Origin of the sequence: Pseudomonas sp. MWU13-2862 (assembly GCF_023242495.1) — a bacterium.
In the GTDB taxonomy this organism is placed as follows: Bacteria; Pseudomonadota; Gammaproteobacteria; order Pseudomonadales; family Pseudomonadaceae; genus Aquipseudomonas; species Aquipseudomonas gingeri_D.
In genome coordinates this window covers 393,267-416,408 of sequence record NZ_JALMEZ010000002.1, presented here as the reverse complement: position 1 = coordinate 416,408, position 23,142 = coordinate 393,267, and the positions used below count along the sequence as shown (strand labels likewise).

The following is a 23,142-nucleotide window of genomic DNA, read 5'->3' as shown; positions in this document are numbered from 1 at the left end:
TAGGCATTACCAAGGACACTCGTTTGTATTTGAGAGGTTGGAGGCTTTTATCTAACGTGCGCATCTAAGGCAATGAATCCATGCCATAACCGCACGAGGGCAAGATGAACCTGATACCCCAGATCGAAGCAGATAGCGCCGGCATCTGCCGCATACGCCACGATATCCATGCGCACCCCGAACTCGGGTATGAAGTGCATCGAACCGCGAAACTGGTCGCGTTAACTCTCGAGAAATGGAACATCGAAGTCACCCGCAATGTTGGGGGAACCGGTGTAGTTGGTACCCTGCGGGGCTCGCTAGAAGGCGCTTCGCGTGCCCGGTCCATTGGCTTGCGCGCCGACATGGACGCGCTGCCGATCCAGGAAATCAATACCATTGCCCACGCCTCCCGCAACGCCGGTGTTATGCATGCGTGCGGCCATGACGGTCATACCGCGATGTTGCTCGGTGCGGCGCAATACCTCGCGGCGAATCGGCAATTTCATGGCACGGTGCAGTTCATTTTCCAGCCCGCCGAAGAGGGTGGCGCAGGCGCCAAAGCTATGCTCGACGAAGGGCTGCTCGAACGCTTTCCGATCGATGCGGTGTTTGGCGTTCATAACTGGCCCGGAATGCCAGCCAACACTATGGCTACCCGCGGCGGGGCTTTGATGGCTTCAAGCAACCGGTTCCGTATCGATATCGATGGAGTCGGCGCTCACGCTGCCATGCCGCATAAGGGGCATGACCCGTTGCTGGCCGGCGCGCAGATCGTAACCGCGCTACAAGCGATCCTGACCAGAAGTAAGCGGCCAATTGATCCTGCTGTTCTTTCCGTTACCCAGTTCCACGCTGGAAGCTCGGATAATGTGATTGACCAAGGCGTTTGGCTGAGCGGTACGGTGCGCACATTTGATGATCAAGTAACCGACTTGATTGAACGGCGCATGCAAGAAATAGCCACCGGTCTGGCGACGGCTTTTGGCTGTACTGCTCGGCTTAGCTTCATCCGCGTTTATCCACCAACGATCAACGACGCCAGCCAGTCTGCATTCGCTGCCAATGTAGCGCGGGAGGTGCTCGGCGCGGATAAGGTCATAGGGGAAATCGAGCCGGTCATGCCTTCGGAAGACTTCTCTTTTCTGCTACAGAAGGTGCCGGGTTGCTATGCCTTTCTGGGCAACGGAAGCGGCGAGCATCGTGGCCAAGAGCACGGCAACGGACCTTGCGAACTGCACAACGGCAGTTTCGATTTCAATGACGAATTGCTCCCGGTAGGTGCCACCTACTTCGTACGTCTCGTGCAGGCTTTTCTGGACCAACCAGGTTAGATTGCGCCGGCAGCTATTTTGAAGTGTTCGACCAGGCGCATTAGCGCCGGGTCGTCCGAATCACTGCGCCAAACGAACTCGACGGGATAGAGTCCCGTAAGATCAGGGTGCGGCAACAGCACCACATCGTTGGGGCAATTGAACTGTGAAGAATCCGGCACAATTGAATAACCCATGCCAGCTGCCACCAGGCCCAACACAGTACTGATATCCGCTCCCAGGTGAACCAGTTGCGGGGATAGGCCAGCGACATGGCAGCTGTGAATCAAAAAATCGTAATAGCTCGGCGCCTGATCCCGGGAGAACCAGACGCACTGCTGGTATTGAAGGTCGGCCAGGTGCGTAGGCGGACTCAAATGCAACTCGCTGCCACGAGGCACCGCCAGTACAAGTCGGCAATCGAACATCGCCAGCCCGGAAAATGCCGGATCTTTCGGATCACGCCAAGCCAGAAAACCACCATCCTGTGTGCCTTCGGCTATCTTCACTTGTTGACGCGCCGAAAGAGCTGGCTCCAGCATGAGGGTTATATCGGGATGCTCTCGTTTGAACTCGCGCAATGGCTGAAGGGCTGATGGGTGCCAACTGTAATTGGGTGCGATACCGATACGCAGTGCGCCAGACTGGCCATTGGCGATTCGGGTAATACGCTCACGTGCTGTTTGCAGGTCAGATAGGATGGCTTGAGCATCACGAATGAAGTGCTGGCCAGCCAGGGTCAGCTCTACGCCCTTGGAGCTTCGTCGGAATAGATCCACGCCCAACGTTTGTTCCAGATCGCGAATCTGTCGACTAAGCGCTGGCTGGACGATATGCAAATGACGCGCGGCCTCAGCCACACTTCGATGCTCTGCAACGGCTACAAAATAGCGCAAATGACGTAGCTCCATATGGATCACCCTGGGAAAATTTAAATATGAAAAATTCGTGAAGGAAGCTATTCAGCCAACACGCCCGCATTTGGTGCTTGCTACGATTAAGTGCACCACTGAACATCACGCGAGACTAATTGGTTTTGGTATGCCTGGCAAGTATAGGGTAGGGATGTCAATAGTATTTGCTCAGCAACAATTACTTGCCTACATTCAGGATCAGAAAAACGGGTGAAATAATGGAAATATTTTGTGCTGAATGATTTTTTAAAATGATTGGCACATTTCAAGGAGCGTTCATGGATTCAGTAGCCGATACGCTCGAACAGCAGTCTGCACCAGACTATCTGCGCCGCGCCGCAACGGCGGCGACGGTGGGCAATGTGCTGGAGATTTATGACTTCATCGCCTTCGGAATTTTTGCAATTCCCATCTCAAAAGTGTTCTTTCCCGCTGTGTCCGAACTCAACGCCATACTGTTGACCATGGGCACCTTTGCAGCCGGCTTTCTCGCTAGACCGCTCGGAGCGTTGGTACTGGGGCGGTATGCCGATAGGGTCGGACGTAAAAAGGCTTTGACCCTCACGCTCTTAATGATGGCTACCGGCACAGTCGTTCCAGCCATTTGTCCGGCGTATGCAACGCTAGGCGTACTAGCCCCTATCATCATTCTTCTGGGACGCCTGCTCCAAGGGTTTTCAGCAGGAGGTGAAATAGGCGGCGTGGTGTGCATGCTGGTCGAAAACGCACCGCCACATCGACGCTTTTTCTATGCTTCGCTCCAGCAGGCAGCGCAAGGTGCAGGCGTGCTAACGGCAGGTTGCATGGGCTTGGCGCTCAATTCGGTTTTCAGTGAGCAGGAAATACTCGATGGCGCTTGGCGAATTGCCTTCGCTTTTGGCCTGCTGATCGGTCCGGTAGGCTGGTATATAAGGCGCTCAGTGCCTGAAACGATGCTGTTCAGCAAAACCTCCGCCGAGGAGCGAAACCTACCGTTGTTAGGGCAGTTCATCACCTATCGACGCTCGTTGGTCCTCGGCCTGTCGGTGATGGTGTTCTGGACCGTAGCGACTTATATTTCCAATTACTTCACAACCTATACTGTTCGGCAACTGCATCTGACCCCGGTTGACAGCTTCATTGGCCAGATCTGCTATAGCTTGGTCATGATTTGTGCCTGCCCGCTGGTGGGTCGTTTGGCTGACCGCGTGGGACCTTTCAGGCCTATGCTCTTTGGCGCAGGCTTGACTGTCATAGGTGCTTATCCCTTGTTCTACGTCCTCACCAAATACCCTAGCTTGCCAACACTGGTTGCTGCACAAATGGTCATTGCCTTGCTACTCGCATGCCACGCAGCGTGCGCCTCCACGGTCTTAAGTAACTTGTACCCCACAGCCTTTCGGGCAACGGGTGTAGGCTTCTCCTATGCGTTGGGAGTTTCTGTGTTCGGTGGATTCACGCCTCTTATCGTCACCGCTCTACTCGGCAAGACCGGCGACAATATCGTGGTGTCCTACTATCTAAGCGCCGCAGCATTGATCACTTGCACGGGCCTCTTCTTATTACGTAAGACTGGCTTTGCTCATAACATCCCTCGGATCTGAAACTGTACGCTCATCCAGCGAGGCCTTATAAGGGGTCGCTGGTGTAGTCAGAATTAGTGAAATTACTATAAGGCGTGTTTCATGGAGTAACTTCTATGTGTTCTGTGAAGGCAGATAATTGCGCAGATATTTTTTCTGATATTAATTCTTTGTTGGGCTTTGCGCGCGCCATTTGGCTAGGCGAATGCATATTATATGCGTAAGAGGTGTTATCTCGATAAAGTAAAGTCGGCGACGAATAGAAGAGTTGATCTTTGCGAAAATAATAAGCACCATGGGAGTAATGTTGAGCAAGAAGAGTTAAATGAATTGGTTGTGCTTGCGGAATTTTAAAAGCAGTTTAGTGCTCTTCTGGCTTATAGAGAGGTGGTGCCTTTAGATATAATCTCTAGGGTTAGCCATTTTTACAGAGTTATTCGCATTGAAGAGATACTGAAAAAATATCAGATTCCCGTGCGAGCCGTGAGCTCGGCGTGTTTTGCCATCTCGCTGCCTTGATCATGGGTCATGGTTTTCAGAAGCGCCGGAGCCATTCTCGAGAGTTCCCTCGTCATGGCTTCAAGGGCGGCATCGGCCATCGCCAATACGATTCCAAATGTTATGTTTGGCTATCGAGTACGATGCTCATTGATATATATCATGTTGGAGCAAAATTTATGAATACAATCTATGATGTAATTGTAGTTGGGTCAGGCAACGCTGGCATGAGCGCGGCGCTCGCGGCATTAGAAATTACCGAGCGTGTTCTTGTGATCGAGAAAGCCAGCTTCGAGGATGCGTCCGGTAACACTGCCTATTCGGCTGGGTCGATGCGGTGCACGATAGATAACACCGCTTCCATAAACCAATTGATCGATGGTTATGCCGATCCGAGACTTTCAGTTACGCGATTCCCGATTTACACACGCGATGATTTTCTTGCAGACTTAACTCAGTACAACAACGGTTCGCCACCGACTTCCAATCAGCTCAAGCTCGTCGACGCTTCGTACGAAGCGCTACTTTGGCTGCGTTCGAAGGGGGTTCTTTTTGAGCCAAATTACGATGCTCAAGCTACAAAAACTGAGGGCGGATATTCTTTTTGGGGAGGCTCTATCTTTCGCTGTGTTGGTGAAGGTTTGGGATTAGCTGAGTCTCAACGCCTCGCATTTTTGGAAAAGGGTGGGGCAGTGCGTTATTCATGTTCTGCACAGCATCTCGTTATCGTTGACGGTCGGATAACGGGAATTCGAGTCAAAAATAGTGATGAAAGCGAAAGCGTTTTGAAGGCACATTCGATAATTTTGGCTTCAGGTGGCTTTGGAGCTAACAAAGAAATGCTTTCTCAGTTTGTTGGAGCGGATGTCAGCAATGCTTTGGTACGCGGTACCAGGCACAACACTGGCGACGGACTAAGGATAGCATTTAAGGCTGGCGCTAATCCCTTCGGTATTTATGAAGGATGCCATATAGTGCCAACAGGAATTACCGTAGAGAATGGGTCGTTCGAAGGTCTCTCTAAGAAACAACGCTTAAGAGCTAGAAAGGTTTGCTATCATTTAGGCGTGATGCTGAACAAAGAGGGGCGCCGGTTTGTCAACGAAGGGGCCGACTTTCGCAATAGCACGTATGCTCAATATGGTCGCGATATAATGCTCCAGAGCGACAGTGTCGCTTACCAATTTTTTGATGCTAAGAGTATACCGCATCTATATGATGAATATAATTTATCCAAAATGGATTACTTCGAAAGTGAGTCCCTGGACGATCTAATAAGTCAAATTAATAATATTGATGCCGAAATTGCATTGAAAACTATTTCTGAATTTAATGCATCGGTCGATGACGCTGTGGTCTTCGATCCAAGCGTGAAAGACGGGAAGGGTGCGCGCGGGTTGACCCCGCCACGGACCAATTGGGCTCAATGTTTAGATACACCGCCATTCAGAGCGTATCCTGTTACTGGAGGGATTACCTTCACATACGGCGGCATTGAGATCAACGCAGATGGTGCGGTTGTTAATCGAGACGGCGCTATAATTCCGAGACTTTTCGCCTGCGGTGAGATCGTCGGTGGCGTTTTTTTCAATGGATACCCAAGTGGAGCCGGCCTCACGTCAGGCACGGTTTTTGGACGCATTGCTGGTTACAGCGCGGCCAATAGTTCGAGACAAGCGCATGAAATGATGAGTTTTTGACCAAACTATTTGGTCAATTGACCGAGCATTGAATGCAGATATTTTACTAATTAGCTGGAGTTTATATGTGTAGGGTTTTCGGTTATTTGACAAGTTCCAACAATTCCCTTCAATACCGGATGCAAAGTGTTTCAGAGGCTCAAAAGCACGGGGGCCCAGATGCGCAATCGTATGTGTCTTTTCCAAATTGCGGCATTGGAGCCAACCGCCTAGCGATTACTGACCCTAGCGGCGGTCGTCAGCCCTATGCGAGCATTCAAAACATTTATGTCTGTTTAAATGGCGAAATATATAACCATGATGATCTTCGGCGGGAACTCGAGCATAAAGGTTATCGCTTTGGCGATCAATGCGATGGATCAATTCTACCGGCTATGTACGTCGAATATGGCCCTTCATTCGTTGAATATCTCGATGGCATGTTCTCGATTGCTGTTCTCGATAAAAGGAGTGATAAGCCGCTTCTCATATTAGCTACTGACTGTGTTGGAATGAAACCAGTCTACTACGGTCGCTCGCCGGGTGGTGACAGTGTCGTATTCTCAACTGAGTTGCTCGCCCTCTTGCGTTTCGGCTTAAATCCAGCTCGCATTCGTCACGATTTGGTGAACCAATACATGACTGTTCGAGCGATTAGCGATGGACAGACTTTCATCGAAAACGTTTCAAGCATCCCTCCTTCTACTATAGTTTCGCAGAGACAAGGTGAGCCTCTTCGCACAATGCGTTATCAATCTCGCATAGTCTATGGAGAAAGCATTCCGAAGTCACTACCTGAGGCAGGCCAGGCGCTCAAAGAACTTCTTGCTTGGGAAGTCAATCGTCTCAAAATCGCCGATGCCAATGTATGCTCAGTGAATAGCGGCGGGTTAGACTCAAGTTTAATAACAATCCTTGCGAATCACAGATCCCCGCAGCCCCTTCCATCGTTTCATGTTTCTTGTAAAGGAAACTGGCCGTTCGATGAGCGCAGTTATGCAAGGGACGTGGCTCGAATTAGTGGCGGACACCATTACGACGCCGTACTTGATCCTGATCGTATACCAGACCTTTTGCCTAAAATGGTTTACCATCTTGGGCAACCAAATGCCGCTCCGCACGCACTGAGTGCATTTTGCCTGTTTCAAGAAGTTGGCAATCGTGGTTATCGCGTAGCGCTAACTGGTGAAGGCGCCGACGAACTCTTTTGCGGTTATACGAGGATGGTTAAATCCATATCCCACGAGGGTAGTGATTGGCCCACTGCATATCTCGACGGCATGGCTCCCTGCTCGCGGGAGACGCGAGCGTCTCTTTTTAAGGCTGACTTCCTCAGATCACTATCAGATCACAACGAAAAGATTGATCGAGAGTTCACCGACGAGTTATTGTCCTTCACAGGGACGCGGGAGAAGGCTGTTAAAACTTTTGAGCAAAACCGCAACCTTTGCCATTATGTTCTGCATCGCGCGGAGCCGTTGGCTATGGCGTCAGGTGTGGAAGTGAGAATTCCATTCTGCCAGCCTCGCGTAGTCGACTTTGCGCGAAGGCTTGAAGATAACATCAACTTACGAAACGCCGCGAGAGGAAAGGCTGTTGTATACGAGGCTGCTAAGGGCATTCTCCCGATCTCGGTAATGGATCGTCCAAAACAGCCTTTCACGCTCCCTATTACAAGTCTCATGCACAAAGGAAGCCGCCTCTATGATTTCGTAAATGAAGCAGTGAAAACTAAGCGCATGCGTGAGGATACACCGTTCGATACCGAGCGTTTGTCTAGCCTTTTAACCGAACAGGGAAGCAACCCTAGCAGAAACGCATCCTTCGCGCTTTGGGCGGCGACAGTATATTCGGTTTGGATTGATCAGGTCAGCGCCATTTGACGTATGTCATTTGCACTTAATTAAATTTTCCTTATTTGCTCGAGGTTCAACAAATGTCGACATTTTATGAGCTAAACTCCGACAAGTTTAAATTCGGATGGGAAGCGGAGGTCATGGTTACCGATCATGATTATAATCCGCTATTCGGGGATAAGATGCCGTTTGAAATTCTCCGAGACAGTGTTAACTCAATTACAAATGAGAGCGCTGATTACCTAGTGGAAAAATACACTGGATCCGGGCAGGGCCCCTATTACTTAGAAGGATACGATACAGAGACAAGTGGCAAGGTTGCGTCTCGTGTTGACGTCAAAGGGGTCGAAATTAGGACTCCGATTGATTTCTCGATTGAGCAATCCGTTCAATCCTTCGAGAGGCTCTATAACAGCTTGCAGGCAAAAGTTTCTAAAGCCGGACTTAGACTTTGCTGCCACGGAAATCACCCTTTTCAACCCGCTTACGTGGGTGAAAAAGGCGAGCGGGATCTAATCGGGTGGTCATCGGCTGAAGTGGCTATGACCACTCAGGGGCTAGCCATAAATATTAGCATGCCAGACGATCGCGAAAACGCGCTGGATAGGCTTGCTTTGGATCTGCGTTTCTCATACGCAGCACCGGTTATGGTTATCCTCGCGGCGAATACTCCATTTCGGTTGGGCGAACTGTGGACGCCTATGGGTGTGCAGGCTCACTCAGAGCGATCTTACCGTAGGACTTTCACACGCAATACAATCTACTACCGTGACGACCAACATCACAGAAAAGAAATAACCCTATTTGACGCTACCAATGATCTAAGGATGCACGCGGCCTACGCCGCGCTTAGTCTTGGAATTATTTTGTCGGATGCGGAATTCCCGATCCTACCAGACAGGTTTTCGAAGGAGAACATCCGAAGAGTAGCGCAGTTTGGTTACGACGCTGTATTAGTTGACAGAAATTTCGGAGAATTCAATCCCGCAGATGCTGTTTCGATGGTTCTTGGGGCAGCTGCCGCAGCGCTTACGCGGAACGGCTTCAACGCGGATTTACTTAATCCACTTTGGGCCCTTCGCGACCAACGGATTACGCAAGCACAGAGAACTGTCGAGCGTTATTTGCAACTTGGCTCTATACAGAATGTTCTGCGAGAAAACTCAGAGCTGGTTGGCAAATAATTAATTTCATATGTCCCGGACGATTACCATACTATGTGCCTTCAATCAGGGAGGCACATACCCAGCCAATGAAAAGAAGGATGCCGATGAACAGTTCGTGGGGGCCGATCCTAATAATATTGTCTGGAATTCTTTGGGGATTTTCAGCGTTTACGAAAAAATATCTTCTGCTATATGTCGATCCACTGTTTCTTAACGTGATTAACTCGGCCTTTGTATGTATAAGCCTAGTTTCTGTTTGGTTCAGGCCATCTGAATTGTGGAACAGCTTTCGTGAAGCCCCATATCTTCTCATAGCTATGGCCTTTTTCGGAAACTCAATTGGGACGAGCATGCTCTATATTGCGATAGACCACCTGAGCCTCTCGGTTGCGAGCGTCGTCGGAAAGTTGCAGCCCGTATTTGTCATTATATGTGCTTATGTTTTCCTTAAAGAGCGCCTTACGCGGACGGAGATACTCTTATCAGTTGTAAGCATTTTGGGTGCGTTCTTGGTGGCGGTGCCAGAGCCGATGAAAATCTTTGAGACTGCGCACATGACTATCATTGGTCTGCTGGCAGCGTTAGCTAGTGCGCTTGGGTGGGCTTTTAGTGGCGTTATCGGGAGGCGTCTAACTATCATGGATGCCTCGCCTTCAGCTGCTCAAATGACCTTCTTCAGGTATTTTATAGGCTCGTCGCTGCTAATACCACTAGTTGATTTCTCGAGTTATAGTTCAACTGTCGCGCAGTGGCCCTATCGGACACCTTTCCTCCCTACAGTATTCATCCTAACGTTTGTCACAGTCACCGTTCCCACATGGGCTTTTTATAAGGGCCTGAAACACGTATCGGCAAGCTATGCATCTGTGTTAGAGCTGTCCTCCCCAATCACGGCAGTTTTGCTTGGCATGATTTTTTTGAGTGAACGCTTGAACGAGTCGCAGCTTATTGGTGTTGCTTTGGTTGTATTACCCATTCTGGTGTTAGAAAATCTGCGTATGAGGCATTCCACGTAGCTGATAGAGCATTGGCTGCTAACCAGATCCCGCGGAACTGCTGCGTATCTGACAGAACTGGTGATCGTGTCCCGGGGAGTGGTGTAACTGAACCAACCGAAGGCGCCCTGAGGGCGAAAGAGGATGGTCATCGTGGTTCTTGGCTTACGTTGAGTTTGCGAAGACCAAACACTCACCAGAGAAACCACGATGACCAAGCCCACCATCGCATTGACCGAGTTGGTTGAGAAAGGTGCAGACGCTGATCTGCTCAAGCAAATGATCCAGTTCGTCGCCCAGCGGATGATGGATTTCGATGTTGAAAGCCTTTGCGGCGCTGGCTTCGATGTTAAAAACCCTGATTGTACCAACAGTCGCAACGGTTACCGCGACCGCCTGTGGCAAACCCGTGTCGGGGAGGTTGATTTGAAGATTCCCAAACTGCGCCAAGGCAGCTACTACCCTGTCTGCAACTGCTGGATGCCTACGGTATCACCCAGGCCAAAAGCGCTGAACTAGTTGCGGCCCTCACCGGACGGCCATGCGCAGCTCGTATCGTACGATCATGGGTAAACGACCCCGAAAAGCCTAGCGCCACCCCTTGTCCGGATTGGGCCGTTGTTGCGCTCGAAAAGGCTATTGACTACATGCAGCGCGCCTTGGCGCGACGTGCCGAAGGATAAGGGCCGCTTTGGTGATTCGACCAATTACCGAACCGCTTTACCAACTGGCCGTCACCTTGGACCAACTGCAAGATCTGCAAACCCTGCTTGAGACAACTTCGGCTGGTGAGGCAGACCCCGACGCCAAGGTGTTCCAACTGCTGCATCTGGTACGAAAAACCCGGATCGAAGCCGTCAAGTTTAAACAGCGAAACCAGGAACGCGCGGCGGATCTGCCGCCCAGAAACGCGCTACAGTAGATGCATACGGTTCGTATGCCTGAGTTCAAGGAGTGAAACGTGAAATACAGCAAAGTGAGCCGCTGGCCGGCTCTAAACAGAAACCCCCATGCAAGCCGAAGTTGATATGAAAAAGAGGTATTTATGGTAAGCACAGTAACGATCTACAAGAGCGCGGGGATCGATCAAGATCGACGAAGTGTCGTTCTGCCCTGAAAGCTTTTCGGATGCAAGGATAGAGGGTGGACACCCAAACGGCCCCGTATTTTGCTTGGGAGCGGCCAAGGCAGTGATCAGTTTAACTGACGCGAACTTACTGGTCGCGGCTGGTGTGACCGACAATAGGTAGGACAGCGTCCGCTGCACACCAAGGCACTTGACTGGGCATTACTCAGTACCAGGGCGCAATTACGCACCCGCGAAATCGAGGTTTTCCAAAATGACAGCGATTTACGACGGTTTGGATTTTAAAACACCTCTAGAAGCTCAGTGGGCGGCCTTCTTTGACCTTGCTGGTTGGACTTGGCATACAAACCCAGCGTCAGTTGGGAATTGGGCTCCTGATTTTCGAGTGGAATTTTCTTGCGGGCATAGTGAATACTATGTAACTTACACGCTTTTGGTTGCTGTTCTGCCTTTCTCAAGTATCGAAGCGTTTGGTGATCACCCATCTTTGAGTCATTGCTACGGTATTGAATCCCCGTACGACGACCTACATCCATCCGTTGACGCTGGAGCAGCATTTGGCACTTCTCCGCATGTCACTGTGTGGGAGTTTTCTCACGGGGCTGGGGGCGGTCAATACAACGTACGTGAGTGGGTAAGGGAGGCTGACTCACTTTGGTCTAAAGCAGCGCAACTGGTCCATTCGGGCGTGAAACAAAGCGCTACGAAGGCTTAGGAAAATTAGGTGCACCACACACTACCGATAGCTCTTTTCACGGTTGGTCTTTTGGCCGGATTACCCGTCAGCGCTTTGGTTGTCAGTATTCCTGCTTTCCTGGAAAGACAATGGCGATTGGACGCCGCCCAGATGCTGGGGCAAGAATCGCCTACTGAGCACCGTCCGCGTTCGTCCCTGTCATTACTGCCTGATCAAATTAACGTTCGATTTAGTATGACGCTATTGGTCATGGGAGGGTTTTCAAGCTGGGCAGCGCTGTACTACGGTGTTGGGCCAAGCGGCTTGGCCGCGTTGGTGTTGGCCGGTGGCTTGCTGGCCCTGAGCTTGATTGACCTCGATCACCAGTTGCTGCCGGACGTGCTGGTTTGGCCGCTGCTGTGGCTGGGCTTGATCGTCAACAGCTTCGAGCTGTTTACAACCCTGTCCATGCCCTGTGGGGAGTCGTGGGTGGCTACCTGGTGCTTTGGTCCATACGTGTCCTTTCCAGGTTGATCACTGGCGATTACGGTATTGGCCAGGGCGATCTGAAGTTGTTGGCCATGCTCGGCGCCTGGGGTGGCTGGCAGATCTTGCCAGTGACGTTGGTGCTATCGTCACTGGTATTTGCTGTGGTGGGAAGCACGCTCCTTGCGTTTGGCAAAATAGAGCGGACAGCGCTCATTCCTTTTGGTCCATACCTGGCTGCTGCAGGTTGGCTCGCTCTACTCTACACGCCGGCGTGGGCGGTCGTTTAAATCGGCTGGGCTAGACACAACCAACATTTCACCTTTCGCACATGAGTGGCGGTTGCTGGCCGCGTGTGCACATAGTGAAAATATGGTGCAGAGCTAGTTACCTTTCTCAATCAACAAGTCAATTGCCGACAGCAACATCACATCATTGGCAGGCCCTTCCAGTTTAAGAGACCTTCCGGTTTTATTGTCTCTAATCAGCACGGTGGGTGTCGCTGTGACCCCAGACTTTAGGGCTTCTTCTGCCTGTCGGGTAATGCGCAGAGAAATCTGTTTGTTATTTGCAGCATAGGCCATCAGTGCCTGGTGACCAACGTCGTTGATGTCCAACTGACCATTGAAGCCAAGGCCGTTGCTACGAGTTCGTTCAAAGACCTGGTCGACGGCTTGCCAGAAAGCCGGCGCGCCGCCTAACTCTCCCGCGCATTCAACCATTTTAGCTTCATAAATCGCGGTCGAACCGTGGAAGTCCAGTGGAAGGTGATGCCACTGAAGGTTTACGTTCTTCTGCTGCTGGACCCAGGCTTTCAGAGCCGGTGTGTAGATCTTGCAGTACGGACATTCCAGATCCGCAAACTCAGTCACAGTCCAGCGAGCATTAACCTGCCCGAACGTCCAAGGGCCTGAATGTTGTCGTGTTTGCACCTCGCTTTTGAGGACGGCAAAGCCGACAGTCACCAAACATAATCCTAGAAAACCCACTACCCCCATAGACCGAATCATGTGTGGAGCTCGGCCGTAGGCTTCGATGACAAGAGTGCTTGATTACGCAGTGTTTCAAGGAGGGCGTGTTCAGCACTCTCGGGCTGAGGGTGAATCGCCCCCTGATTTCATAGACGCGCTCAATTGTCTGACTTTTGCCAATTAGCCAGTTCTGAATGACGTAAGAGGGCCGGAAGTCGCCTGACCCGATCGGCGGCTTTTGGCCGATTGTGTTGAAAAAGTCGATTCGGCCTGGCTACCCGTGTTTTTGAGCGGTGAAAGCACTTTTTTGCACGCCGCTACGTCAAATCTGAGCCCTGAACCTTCTGCGCAATACCCGGATTTCAATCTCAGACGCGCACTTTTCTGCCGTGGAAACCGAAGCCGACTTTTTCAACACAATCGGCCGATAGCAGCCGGTCACGCAAGGCTTCTATCGACAGACCGGGCTGTTGAGTACGGTGAATGAGCGGGGGAGAGCTTTGCAGCTTCCTGACGGGCGATTCGCTAGTCATCCCAGCCCAGCTCCCTGTAGGGCTTTTTGTCTTGTTCGGGGGAAGCCTGTCTGGCTCTCCCCCCCAATCAACACGCGAAATTACCTTCCAAAAAAACTCATATTTCCCACACGTTTCAGGCATGGGAGAATATTGCGTGCGCCAAACGTCGGGGCTACTGTTCAGGTGTCGCTGCAAATTCAGCGACACGGGTTTGAACGCTCGGAAATGAATAGGCGCACAGCGCCGCGAAAGCGGTATTTTTGTGCTCGCGTTATGGCGGGCTGTGCGCAGGAGGCTTCGGCCTGCCGGTTCCTATTCCCGGTCGTTCAACCTGCGTACGGTCTGCCACCTTTTGTTTGAACGCGGAAAGTGGCGTACTCCTGAACTCGAATAGGAATGCCGCTATGGTCAAGAAGATCACCCCAGATCCGCCTGTCGTTCGCAAAGCCCTCAGCACTGCGGATAAAGAGATATACCTGAGTAAGCTCCTGGACACTCCATCCAACGAATCCGAGCCAGCCCCGGCCAACACGCCGCGTTTGCTCGATACCCTCGCGCTCACCAGCTCAAAACCCGTCACCCCCGAAGCCCCCTACAAACCCACGCTGTTCGCCATCCAACCCGGCATCACCGCCCAGGACGCCCTGATCTACGTTTCCAATCTGCTCGAAACCGCGGAACTCAATGGCGACGAAATCAGCCTGCACACCAACCCGGTCGAACGGGCGTTGTTCTGGGGCATGCTGCATTCGGTGGAGGTGGCGCGAGCTGTGGTGGATGCCTTGTTGGAGGGCAAATCCCCGTCTAATCAGCTATCGTCAGCGTCGGGCAACCCTCCGAATGGTTGAGGTTGCCAGCCAATAAGGCGCCCCCCGTTTCCAACGCGTTGAATATGGGGTGAAACGGGGGGCCGTCACGCCAGCGTGCCGGTCAGCTCGGCGTTAGACCTCAGAAACGAACCATAGGCCGCCTACATGTCAATCGAACACCATCACACAACCTCTGTGTCGCTTCCTCCAGAGTCGGCGATTGCCAAAGCCTACGCATCGATGAATCTCGCCGACGCTTACTCGATTGAGCTGCCCACCGGAGCGTCAACCAATCCCGAATTGTTGGCGAGGTTCATCTTCGCTCACCAGGCGCCTTGGGTCAGCAGGCTCCTGACGGTTCGAGACGCGATCGTAGCCGGTTTCGGCCTCAAGACAGCCAAGCATCTCGCCTCACTGGATGCGCAGAGCGGAGCAGGCCGACTCGGCATCTTCAAGCTCTACAGCACAAGTCCAACTGAAGTTGTTCTTGGCGAAGACGACAAGCACCTGGACTTCAGGCTCTCTGTTTTGTGTTCCGGTCAGCCGTCGCCGGGCGCTAAACGTCACTTGACCCTGTCGACCGTTGTTCATTGCCACAACCGCTTGGGTCGCCTCTATATTTTTCTCATTGCCCCGTTTCATCGCTTGGTCGTTCAGTCCAATCTTCGTAGTGCGGCACGGGTCGGCTGGCCATCGGCGACGGAGGCGTAAGCCAAAGTCCACATCATCATGGGCGGCCAACTGAGGTCTGACCCTTCCCTCAACCCGGACCGCAACCGAAGACTGCCGCAGCGCGGCCTAGGTTGCGGCCTGTTAGCTCGGCGTTGAACGACAGCTTCCGGGAAGCATGACCGACGGCAAAGGGTCGATAGCGGTCCTGTCGTGACCGACTGCTCCCGACCCATGGAGGTCATCCCTCTGAAGTCATCAGACAGATATCGATACCTATGTAAGCTCGAATTGCGCCGGTCACGATGAACCAGGGGTCAAGGGTGGTGGAGTCTGTACTCCTGGCTCAAACCGCCATAGCCGTAGGCACTGGCACGGCAGTCGATCACATGGATGTTTGAATGAGGGTGAACATTACCTATTTCTTTGGCCAGCAATTCGAAAGCCTCATGGTGGTAGCGCGCTTTCTGGGCCTTGGTATTGGTTTCATCCGTGATAGTGACTTCCAGGCGGAACGAGTTGCGCCCTTGTTCGGCCAGCGAGCGGCTGTCGATAAACCACTGTTCATGAGGCAGGAACTGCACCATCACCAGGGTCTGTTCCGGTCGCTTTTCCAGTAATTCACAGGTCAGAGTGGTGAGCTTGGGGACGATGCTGTGGACCAGTTCAAGGTTCGGCTCGCCAGAAATCTTGAGTGTTATACCGGGCATGTTGAACTCCTTTGCGGGTAATGAATGTCCAGCGCAGAGTAAGAAGTTGCGTTGTTGCTGAAAAGCCGGAAGATATGTATCTATCTATCGGGAAAACAGCAGGATGAGCATGCGCCCCTTTGACCTTGATCTCTTGCGATCTTTTACCGTTGCCATGGAATCCGGCAGCCTATCGGAGGCCGCGCCGCGACTGTGTCGGTCGCAATCAGCGTTGAGCGAACAATTGCGCAAGCTCGAAGCGTTCACCGGGGTAACGCTGCTGGAACGGGGAAAAAAGGGTGTCCGGCCTACGCCTGCCGGGGAGCGCCTGATGGTGCATGCACGAGAACTGCTGGCCTTGAGTGATCGCGCCCTTGAAGACGTGCGCGGAGTGACGTTTGCCGGCGAATTGAGATTGGCGATCACCGACTACTTTTTGCCTGGCTCGATTGCCGAGTTGTTGAAGCAACTGCGCCTGAACTATCCACGCCTTCGACTGCATGTGTCGGTGCGAAAGAGTCTGCAAATAGAAAGCGGGGCAGATACGGGTGACTTCGATATCGGCCTTTCAATGCGCATACTCGATGGCCGCAGCCTTCCCGAGGGCATCCCGGTGCGTCGGGAAGCATTGCATTGGGTATCTGCTTCGGGGGTTGAGCCGAGGAACGAAGAAGATAAGGCGTTGCCACTTTTGGTGCTGCCACAGGGATGCAGCCTCCAACGCCTCACCCGAGAGACGCTGGAGGCACACAACGTGCCGTATGTGATTGCCCATTCCGCGTCCGGAGTGGCAGGGCTGCAATCAGCACTGATGGCAGGGCTGGGCGTCGCTTGCCTGAATACCTCGGCGGTGCCGATGGGCGCAGAGATTTGCCGGCCAGCCTTCCCGTTACCGCCTTTGCCCGATGTTGAGTTCAGCCTGTTACCTGCACGTGCTGGCGAGGCTCATTTGGTCGGCGCTGTGCGGGAAATGCTTGCCAGCAAATTGGGCGGATAAGTGACACATCTCTGAAGTGAAAACGCCGGGTTTGGGGCTCAATGGTGGTGGTCATGAAGGTTGAGCGAGAAATTGCATCTAATGGCCGGCGGCGCGATTGCTGAGTTGGACTCCAAATCCGCGAATTGACACTCCCCTGGGGCATCCTTGTTCGCGGGCTTTTTAGTCTGCGTGAAAAGGTGACGGATTTATTTTTTACCCTGGACATCGGCTTTTGGTTGGAGTCCTCCTGTGGTGAGGCTGCGGTTAGCCGAGGTCGGATTCTGCGTAAAATAAATATGTCCCACTTTTCCCGTTGTGTGAGGGCGGAAGGCTACTATCCGAGGGCGGTTCGGTGTTACTGGGGATTCGTACAGGCGGGGTGGCGCCATCGCAGGATAGTGGTAAATTGCCGCTATCACTATTGAGCGATGCGAATTGATCAAATACAACGAATTAAATCGAGCAGGGCGTCTCGCCGTATTTTTCATGGTGCTATGTCTACTCGGCCTACCCGCTTTGCTGTTTCAATCGCATTCAAACTTTGACCTTGAAGGAAAGACAGTTGAGCATTTCAAGGGCACTTTCATTCACGCTGAGTTCTTCAAAGGAGGGGGTGTGAAACTCCTGACGAAGAGCCCGGAAACGAGGGGGTACCAAGCATTTTATATCGAGGGGCTGAGCATTTTGACCAATAGCGACAGCTTGGTCAGTGGGCGAAGCATCGAGCTGACCCATCTCGAGAAGAACGTGCTGACGTGCCAAATTAACGGCGTTATGTTGTGCACTGCGCGTTGTTCGAGTGCTGCCAATTGCATCGAATTGGAGCGGTCGGATACAGACATGTTTGTCAAAATCGCCCTGATTATTTTGTTTGTGTTCGCTATTTTCTTCGCCGTGCTGTCCTGGCTGCAGCACCTACGCGGTAAGCAATCGGATGTTGTGAAGTCTTGATTCAATGGCAATGGAGGTTGTATCCCACACCCTAGCGGGGCTTTTTTTCATCCAGCCTTCACTGCTACAGTCCCTGAAAAGGTGGCGGATTTATTTTTTGCCCTGGACATCAGCTTTTGGTTGAAGTCCCCCTGTGGTGAGGCTGCGGTTAGCCGAGGTCGGATTCTGCGTAAATAAATATGTCCCACTTTTCCCTATGCCGAGGAGCAGGGCGGGCCAGGAAGGGGATGGGTTGATGATCTGATTAGAGGTTTGGGACGGGCACAGATGGATGAGAAAAAATCAGTACTCGGCGGGAAATATATCTTGCTGTCAGTGATTCTTGGGATTGTTTTTGCGGGCTTTTTCTTGCGTAAGCAATATGATCCCCTGACGATGTCCATAGACCATTTTCGTCAGGTTGTAGCGGTGGGGGGAAGTGTAGGTCTGATAGCAAAGCTTATTTCAACTAGCGGTTTTGCAGGCATAAGAAAGATCGCCAGTGTCTTGATGGGGGTTGCTTGTTCTACTATTGGCATGACGTGGGTAATGCTTTTCTATATAGCAAAAGGGTAGGAGCGTCTGTTTTGGGAAGTGCGGTTGGATTTTTCAGAACCGTACTTGCTGACAATAGCATCGTTAAAACTTCGTTGAGTGATGCCAACTGATCAACGACAAAGCACTCAGTCTCTCAGGCTTTTTGCCCTGTGCTGCTTGGGGGTCTTAACGATCAGTCAATGTCTAAAGGGGGGGATTTGTTATTTTTCTGAATTCTGCAGGCTCCCCAATGATGCCGTTCTTGTCTTCAGATGCGGTTCGCCCATGCCATATGAGAGACGCCGCTACCGGATGCGTGAACGAAGATAGAGCCCCCCTACGCACGTGCTGCTAAGCTCTCGGGTGGCCAAACGGCATTATGGAAGCAATGAACCTCAGTGATGCGTGTAGTGGTCAACTGATCCCGCCCCCAAGAAGGAACTAACATGACAGACCGCCATATCTACAACCAATCTGATGCAAGCTGGACATTTGAAATCGTGACCGATGGCAGTGCAGGTAATCAATTTGGTAACGTTTGGTTCTCCGGCGACGGCTCGGGTCAGTCTCAAAACGGGCCATGGATTTTACCACCGAACTCTACGGCGCAAATCCAGTACACGTCCGACGAAGGCGTGATTAAGGGAACCTGGAGAATTACGGACCACCTTGGACAAAACAGGATATTTGACTACAGCAACGACCAGAATTTTCCAGTTCCACCGACAGGGAACTGCCCGTACATCAGCCACGACGGTAATACTGGCGCAGTGAGCGTCAACGACCCGGCCGACGCTGATCTGTCTGTTGGCGGTTCAAATTGGTAAGACGTTCCAAATAAACCAGTTCTGCCAGGCTGCTCGCATGGCGGTCCATCCCTGAGTGACCGCCAGAACCTCAGATCAGGAACGTGACATTCCGCATCTGACGGCTTCTGGCACGCCCGGTCCCACTTTTCCGTGTCAGATACACAGGTCGCCTGATCGAGAGCTACGCTAATGCCTACTGAGGCCCGGTCCATCCAAATCAGCAGTGGCGCACGAACATGCTTTTCTCTTTACTGATGGCGTTGGTATTAGCGTTCCTGATCGGCTGGGTTTCGCAGCGAATGGGTATGTGTCTTGTCAAAGCGTGCGAACAATTGCTGGCTGGTCGCCCGACGTTGTTTGTGGCACTGACATCGTGTGGATTGTTCGGGTTGATGCTGGCCCCGCTCTATCGTTTCTCTGAGGTCAGCCTGCCGCTGTACTCGCCCGGTATTTCCTATCCTTTACTGATTGCGGGAGGCTTGTTGTTCGGGGTGGCATCGGTACTGAACAACGGTTGCAGCGTCGGTACACTGACCAGATTTGCCAGCGGCAATTTCAATAAACTGTTCACGATGATCGGCTGGGTGCTGGGGATCGTGCTCTGGTATTACCTGCACATGATGCCCGAACAGAAAACCCTTCTGATGCCGGAAATTTCCAGCCGTCATTACTGGCTGTTGATCGGTGTAGTGGCGCTGGTGCTGATATTTTTGGTCGCCGTGCATGGTAATAAACACCTGGTGCTCTCCAGTATGCTGCTCGGTGCATTGACGAGTGCGCTCTATACGTTCGAGCCGTTATGGACACCTAGTGTGTTCTTTTACAACGTTTCGCAGATGTTCTGGCAAGCCGATATGGCAATCAGCGCCCGGCGTATTGCGGTGTTTGTTATGTTACTGGCAGGCATGCTGAGTTTTACCCTGTACAGGAAAACGTTCCGTTTCGAGGCCTTTGCCCCATCAAAGGCGGGTGTTCATTTGTTGGCAGGTATTTTGATGGGGGTTGGTGCTTCGATGATGCTCGGCGGTAACGACTCGCAAATACTGTTGGTGTTTCCAACACTGGGCGTTGCTTCAAGCATACCACTGGTGTCGATTGCCACGGGCATTCTGATGTCATTGTGGTGCAAAAAGATGTGATACAAGCTGAACTCGTTAACACCAACCACTTGAAGCTTTCTACTGGAATTTGGGAAGTTTATTATTCTACAAACTGCAGAATTTAAGTCACTGTGAGACGCCGCGTAAATCACTCAATTTCATACCATCAGCACATGCTCGACTGACGGCCAACGCCTACCAGCGCCGCTGGCTGGCAACTACCCGAATTGGGTGTGCAGGTTCGATCTGGACAGGACGTTTCATAGGCCAGTGTCAGTTGCGTACGGTGAGTGGGCGGGGGAGAGCGTTGCAGCTTCTCGCGGGCGAGTTCCCTATAGCGCATTTTTTCTTGTTCGGGAAAGCCCGTCTGGTTCCCCCCCCCAATCAACACGCGAAATAACCTTCCAAAAAAACTCATATTTCCCACACGTTTCAGGCATGGGAGAATATTGCGTGCGCCAAACGTCGGGGCTACTGTTCAAGTGTCGCTGCAAATTCAGCGACGCGGGTTTTGCAGCCCGGCTCGAAAAGGCGCACAGCGCCGCGTAAGCGGCATTTTTACGCTCGTGTTATGGCGAGCTGTGCGCAGGAGGCTTCGGCCTGCCGGTTCCTTTTCCCGGTCTGCAAACCTGTGTACGGCTCGCCACCTTTCGTTTTGCAGCGTGGGTGACGAACTTCCATTCATGAAAAGGAGCGTCACCATGACTAAGAAGATCACCCCCGATCCGCCGATTGTTAGCAAAACCCTCAGTACCGCCGACAGAAGCCTGTACCTGCGCAAACTCTCTGATACGCCATCCAACGAGTCCGAGCCAGCCCCGGCAAACACCCCCCGTTTGCTCGACACCCTGGCATTCACCAGCTCCAAACCCGTCACCCCCGAAGCCCCCTACAAACCCACGCTATTCGCCATCCAACCCGGCATCACCGCCCAGGACGCCCTGGTCTACGTTTCCAATCTGCTCGAAACCGCGGAACTCAATGGTGACGAAATCAGCCTGCACACCAACCCCGTCGAACGAGCATTGTTCTGGGGCATGCTGCATTCGGTGGAGGTGGCGCGTGCGGTGGTGGATGCCTTGCTGGAGGGCGCATCTCCCTCCAATCAGCTATCGTCAGCAGTGGGCAACCACCCAAATGGCTGAGTTCGCGAGACAGTAAAGCGGCCCCCGTTTCCAAGGTATTGAGTATGGAATCTTGGAAACAACAGGAGTAAAAAATACCTTACCTGCCTCAACCCAGAGGATGTGCCAATGGTCATTACCGTCAAAGAACGCGATGAGGATCACATGTCCCATGACGCCAATAACGCGGGCGTCCGGATGTGGGATGTCTACCAGGGCGATGTGCTGGTCGGCGTTTATCACAGTGAAGCGGATGCGTTGAAGTACAAGGCTTTGCTGGAAAGCGGTCGATTGGATAGCCTCAAGGCGCCTCCAAAAGGCTGAGGCCAACACCATAAAAAAAGCCCGGCTTGATGCTGGGCTTTGTTTTTTGAGCAGGGGAGACTGGCCAGAGGAGACGCCGATCACCCGATCAAGCCCCGTTATTGCCCTGGGCCTGCCGTGCGGCTTTTTCCTTCTTGTGGTTCTTCATGTCCAGCCTGATACCCCAGGCAATGACAACAATGCCAAAGATGGCCATCAGAATGATTTGTTCGGTAGGCATAGCCTGCTCCTTGCAGAAAACGCTCATTGAACGTGCTGGCGCCGCGCCTGCCAAATCGAGGGGGTTACAGAATGTTTCGATGGGCGGGCAATACGGCCCATGTCGAGCCACCAGGGTGTGCCGAATTCGTCATCGTCCCGGCCTAAAGCGATCAAGCCGCGAGCCCTGGAATGGACCAGTCTGGACAGTCTGTTCAAGGAGCTGATTATGATCCGACTGTCCCTGGCTGAAGCTCGCGAGCTGGCCGAATCGATCCTGCTGCACAACGGTTTCAACCTCGCCCACGCCCAGGCGGTGACCGACACGGTGATTGCCGGCGAGCGCGATGGCTGTGCCTCCCATGGCCTGTATCGGGTGCTGGGCTGTGTGAACTCCCTGAGGAACGGCAAGGTGGCCGCCGACGCTGAGCCGCAGGTCATCGATCAGGCGCCGTCCATTGTGCGTGTCGATGCGGCGGGTGGTTTCTCGCAGTTGGCGTTCCAGGCGGGCCTGCCACTGCTGCAAGAGAAAACCCGGGCCAACGGGATCGCGGCCCTGGCGATCAATCGCTGTGTGCATTTCTCCGCGCTCTGGGTCGAGATCGAGCAACTGACCGCTGCCGGCCTGGTCGCGCTGGCCTGTACGCCCAGCCATGCCTGGGTCGCACCGGCCGGTGGGAGTCAGCCGGTGTTCGGCACCAATCCCATTGCCTTCGGTTGGCCGCGTGCCGGCAACAATCCCTTTGTCTTCGACTTCGCCACCAGCGCGATTGCCCGTGGCGAGATCGAGCTGCATCGGCGTGCCGGCAAGGCCATTCCCGAAGGCTGGGGCGTGGACGCCCAAGGGCAGCCGAGTACCGATGCCAATGTGGTACTCGATAGCGGCGCGATGCTGACGTTCGGCGGGCACAAGGGCTCGGCATTGGCGGCCATGGTGGAGTTGATCGCCGGGCCGCTGATCGGTGACTTGACCAGTGCCGAATCCCTGGCCTATGACGCCGGCAGCAAGTCGTCGCCGTACCATGGCGAACTGCTTATCGCCTTTGATCCGCAGCGTTTTCTCGGCGCGGCCACCGAGCTGCATCTGGCCCGTGCCGAAGCGGTGTTCGAAAGCATTCAAGGGCAGGGCGCACGCTTGCCGTCGCAACGGCGTTATGAGGCGCGTGCGCGCAGTCTGGTGGAGGGTGTGCAGATTCCCGAGGCGCTGTACAACGACCTGAAAGCGCTGCTGGCCTGAGTGAAGGAGGGCGCCATCGGTCCAGCCGATGGCGCCCGGC

General features: G+C 52.9%; 23 protein-coding genes and 2 pseudogenes. 20 read left to right on the top strand and 5 right to left on the bottom strand.

Annotated features, from left to right (window positions below):
* Positions 1–104: 104 nt before the first annotated feature.
* The gene (locus M5C56_RS05300; protein ID WP_103495684.1) at positions 105–1,313 is read left to right on the top strand and encodes a M20 aminoacylase family protein; all 1,209 of its coding nucleotides are present in this window, start codon (positions 105–107) and stop codon (positions 1,311–1,313) included.
* Here M5C56_RS05300 and M5C56_RS05295 read toward each other — a convergent pair.
* Entirely contained in the window at positions 1,310–2,203 is an 894-nt protein-coding gene (locus M5C56_RS05295; protein ID WP_103495685.1) for a LysR family transcriptional regulator, read from the bottom strand. The genes M5C56_RS05300 and M5C56_RS05295 overlap by 4 nt on opposite strands.
* Before the next feature lie 281 nt (positions 2,204–2,484).
* Between M5C56_RS05295 and M5C56_RS05290 the strand changes: the two genes are divergently transcribed.
* The 9 genes and pseudogenes from M5C56_RS05290 to M5C56_RS05250 all read left to right on the top strand — a co-directional run bounded on the left by M5C56_RS05290 (position 2,485) and on the right by M5C56_RS05250 (position 12,501).
* Complete coding sequence (locus tag M5C56_RS05290) at positions 2,485–3,789, top strand: MFS transporter (protein WP_103495693.1); 1,305 nt, start codon at positions 2,485–2,487, stop codon at positions 3,787–3,789.
* A gap of 656 nt (positions 3,790–4,445) precedes the next feature.
* A complete protein-coding gene (gene tcuA / locus M5C56_RS05285; protein ID WP_103495686.1) occupies positions 4,446–5,966 on the top strand; it encodes an FAD-dependent tricarballylate dehydrogenase TcuA in 1,521 nt (506 codons plus the stop codon).
* A gap of 65 nt (positions 5,967–6,031) precedes the next feature.
* Complete coding sequence (gene asnB / locus M5C56_RS05280) at positions 6,032–7,828, top strand: asparagine synthase (glutamine-hydrolyzing) (RefSeq protein ID WP_103495687.1); 1,797 nt, start codon at positions 6,032–6,034, stop codon at positions 7,826–7,828.
* Between the two features lie 53 nt (positions 7,829–7,881).
* Positions 7,882–8,985 carry a glutamate-cysteine ligase family protein gene (locus tag M5C56_RS05275; protein ID WP_103495688.1) on the top strand — a complete coding sequence of 368 codons (1,104 nt, stop codon included), beginning with the start codon at positions 7,882–7,884 and terminating at the stop codon, positions 8,983–8,985.
* 86 nt (positions 8,986–9,071) lie between these two features.
* Complete coding sequence (locus M5C56_RS05270; RefSeq protein ID WP_177145407.1) at positions 9,072–9,983, top strand: EamA family transporter; 912 nt, start codon at positions 9,072–9,074, stop codon at positions 9,981–9,983.
* A gap of 189 nt (positions 9,984–10,172) precedes the next feature.
* Positions 10,173–10,427 (top strand): annotated as a pseudogene (locus M5C56_RS05265) (transposase); the annotation flags it as partial.
* 229 nt (positions 10,428–10,656) lie between these two features.
* Entirely contained in the window at positions 10,657–10,884 is a 228-nt protein-coding gene (locus tag M5C56_RS05260; protein WP_177145406.1) for a hypothetical protein, read from the top strand.
* 418 nt (positions 10,885–11,302) lie between these two features.
* Positions 11,303–11,764 carry a hypothetical protein gene (locus M5C56_RS05255; protein WP_103495691.1) on the top strand — a complete coding sequence of 154 codons (462 nt, stop codon included), beginning with the start codon at positions 11,303–11,305 and terminating at the stop codon, positions 11,762–11,764.
* Positions 11,765–11,773: 9 nt separating this feature from the next.
* Positions 11,774–12,501: pseudogene (locus M5C56_RS05250) on the top strand (A24 family peptidase).
* 93 nt (positions 12,502–12,594) lie between these two features.
* Here M5C56_RS05250 and M5C56_RS05245 read toward each other — a convergent pair.
* On the bottom strand, positions 12,595–13,176 hold the full coding sequence (locus M5C56_RS05245) for a thioredoxin domain-containing protein (RefSeq protein ID WP_247263034.1): 582 nt from the start codon (positions 13,174–13,176) through the stop codon (positions 12,595–12,597).
* 374 nt (positions 13,177–13,550) lie between these two features.
* Positions 13,551–13,715 carry a hypothetical protein gene (locus tag M5C56_RS05240; RefSeq protein ID WP_177143387.1) on the bottom strand — a complete coding sequence of 55 codons (165 nt, stop codon included), beginning with the start codon at positions 13,713–13,715 and terminating at the stop codon, positions 13,551–13,553.
* A 386-nt stretch (positions 13,716–14,101) separates the two neighbouring features.
* On the opposite strand from M5C56_RS05240, the gene M5C56_RS05235 reads away from it, so the two are divergent.
* Positions 14,102–14,545, top strand: coding sequence for a hypothetical protein (locus M5C56_RS05235; RefSeq protein WP_247263035.1), 444 nt, complete (start codon positions 14,102–14,104; stop codon positions 14,543–14,545).
* A gap of 126 nt (positions 14,546–14,671) precedes the next feature.
* Positions 14,672–15,217: a DUF2867 domain-containing protein gene (locus M5C56_RS05230; RefSeq protein ID WP_103497638.1), complete on the top strand. Its 546-nt coding sequence runs from the start codon at positions 14,672–14,674 to the stop codon at positions 15,215–15,217.
* A 275-nt stretch (positions 15,218–15,492) separates the two neighbouring features.
* Here the strand turns inward: M5C56_RS05230 and M5C56_RS05225 are convergent, their stop codons facing one another.
* On the bottom strand, positions 15,493–15,885 hold the full coding sequence (locus M5C56_RS05225) for a 4-oxalocrotonate tautomerase (RefSeq protein WP_103497639.1): 393 nt from the start codon (positions 15,883–15,885) through the stop codon (positions 15,493–15,495).
* Positions 15,886–15,988: 103 nt separating this feature from the next.
* Between M5C56_RS05225 and M5C56_RS05220 the strand changes: the two genes are divergently transcribed.
* From M5C56_RS05220 to M5C56_RS05190, 7 genes are all read left to right on the top strand, one after another.
* Positions 15,989–16,861, top strand: a complete 873-nt coding sequence (locus M5C56_RS05220; RefSeq protein ID WP_247263036.1) for a LysR family transcriptional regulator — start codon at positions 15,989–15,991, stop codon at positions 16,859–16,861.
* Between the two features lie 417 nt (positions 16,862–17,278).
* Positions 17,279–17,794, top strand: coding sequence for a hypothetical protein (locus M5C56_RS05215; protein WP_103497640.1), 516 nt, complete (start codon positions 17,279–17,281; stop codon positions 17,792–17,794).
* 267 nt (positions 17,795–18,061) lie between these two features.
* Positions 18,062–18,349: a hypothetical protein gene (locus M5C56_RS05210; protein ID WP_103497641.1), complete on the top strand. Its 288-nt coding sequence runs from the start codon at positions 18,062–18,064 to the stop codon at positions 18,347–18,349.
* Between the two features lie 407 nt (positions 18,350–18,756).
* Entirely contained in the window at positions 18,757–19,137 is a 381-nt protein-coding gene (locus M5C56_RS05205; protein WP_103497642.1) for a hypothetical protein, read from the top strand.
* A gap of 218 nt (positions 19,138–19,355) precedes the next feature.
* A complete protein-coding gene (locus M5C56_RS05200; protein ID WP_103497643.1) occupies positions 19,356–20,258 on the top strand; it encodes a YeeE/YedE thiosulfate transporter family protein in 903 nt (300 codons plus the stop codon).
* Between the two features lie 662 nt (positions 20,259–20,920).
* Complete coding sequence (locus M5C56_RS05195) at positions 20,921–21,364, top strand: hypothetical protein (protein ID WP_247263037.1); 444 nt, start codon at positions 20,921–20,923, stop codon at positions 21,362–21,364.
* 108 nt (positions 21,365–21,472) lie between these two features.
* A complete protein-coding gene (locus M5C56_RS05190) occupies positions 21,473–21,667 on the top strand; it encodes a hypothetical protein (protein ID WP_100941691.1) in 195 nt (64 codons plus the stop codon).
* An 88-nt stretch (positions 21,668–21,755) separates the two neighbouring features.
* Here M5C56_RS05190 and M5C56_RS32360 read toward each other — a convergent pair whose 3' ends face one another.
* A complete protein-coding gene (locus M5C56_RS32360) occupies positions 21,756–21,887 on the bottom strand; it encodes a hypothetical protein (RefSeq protein WP_255916955.1) in 132 nt (43 codons plus the stop codon).
* A 207-nt stretch (positions 21,888–22,094) separates the two neighbouring features.
* On the opposite strand from M5C56_RS32360, the gene M5C56_RS05185 reads away from it, so the two are divergent.
* Positions 22,095–23,102 (top strand): Ldh family oxidoreductase, encoded by a 1,008-nt coding sequence (locus M5C56_RS05185; RefSeq protein WP_103499544.1) that lies wholly within the window; start codon positions 22,095–22,097, stop codon positions 23,100–23,102.
* Positions 23,103–23,142 lie beyond the last annotated feature (40 nt).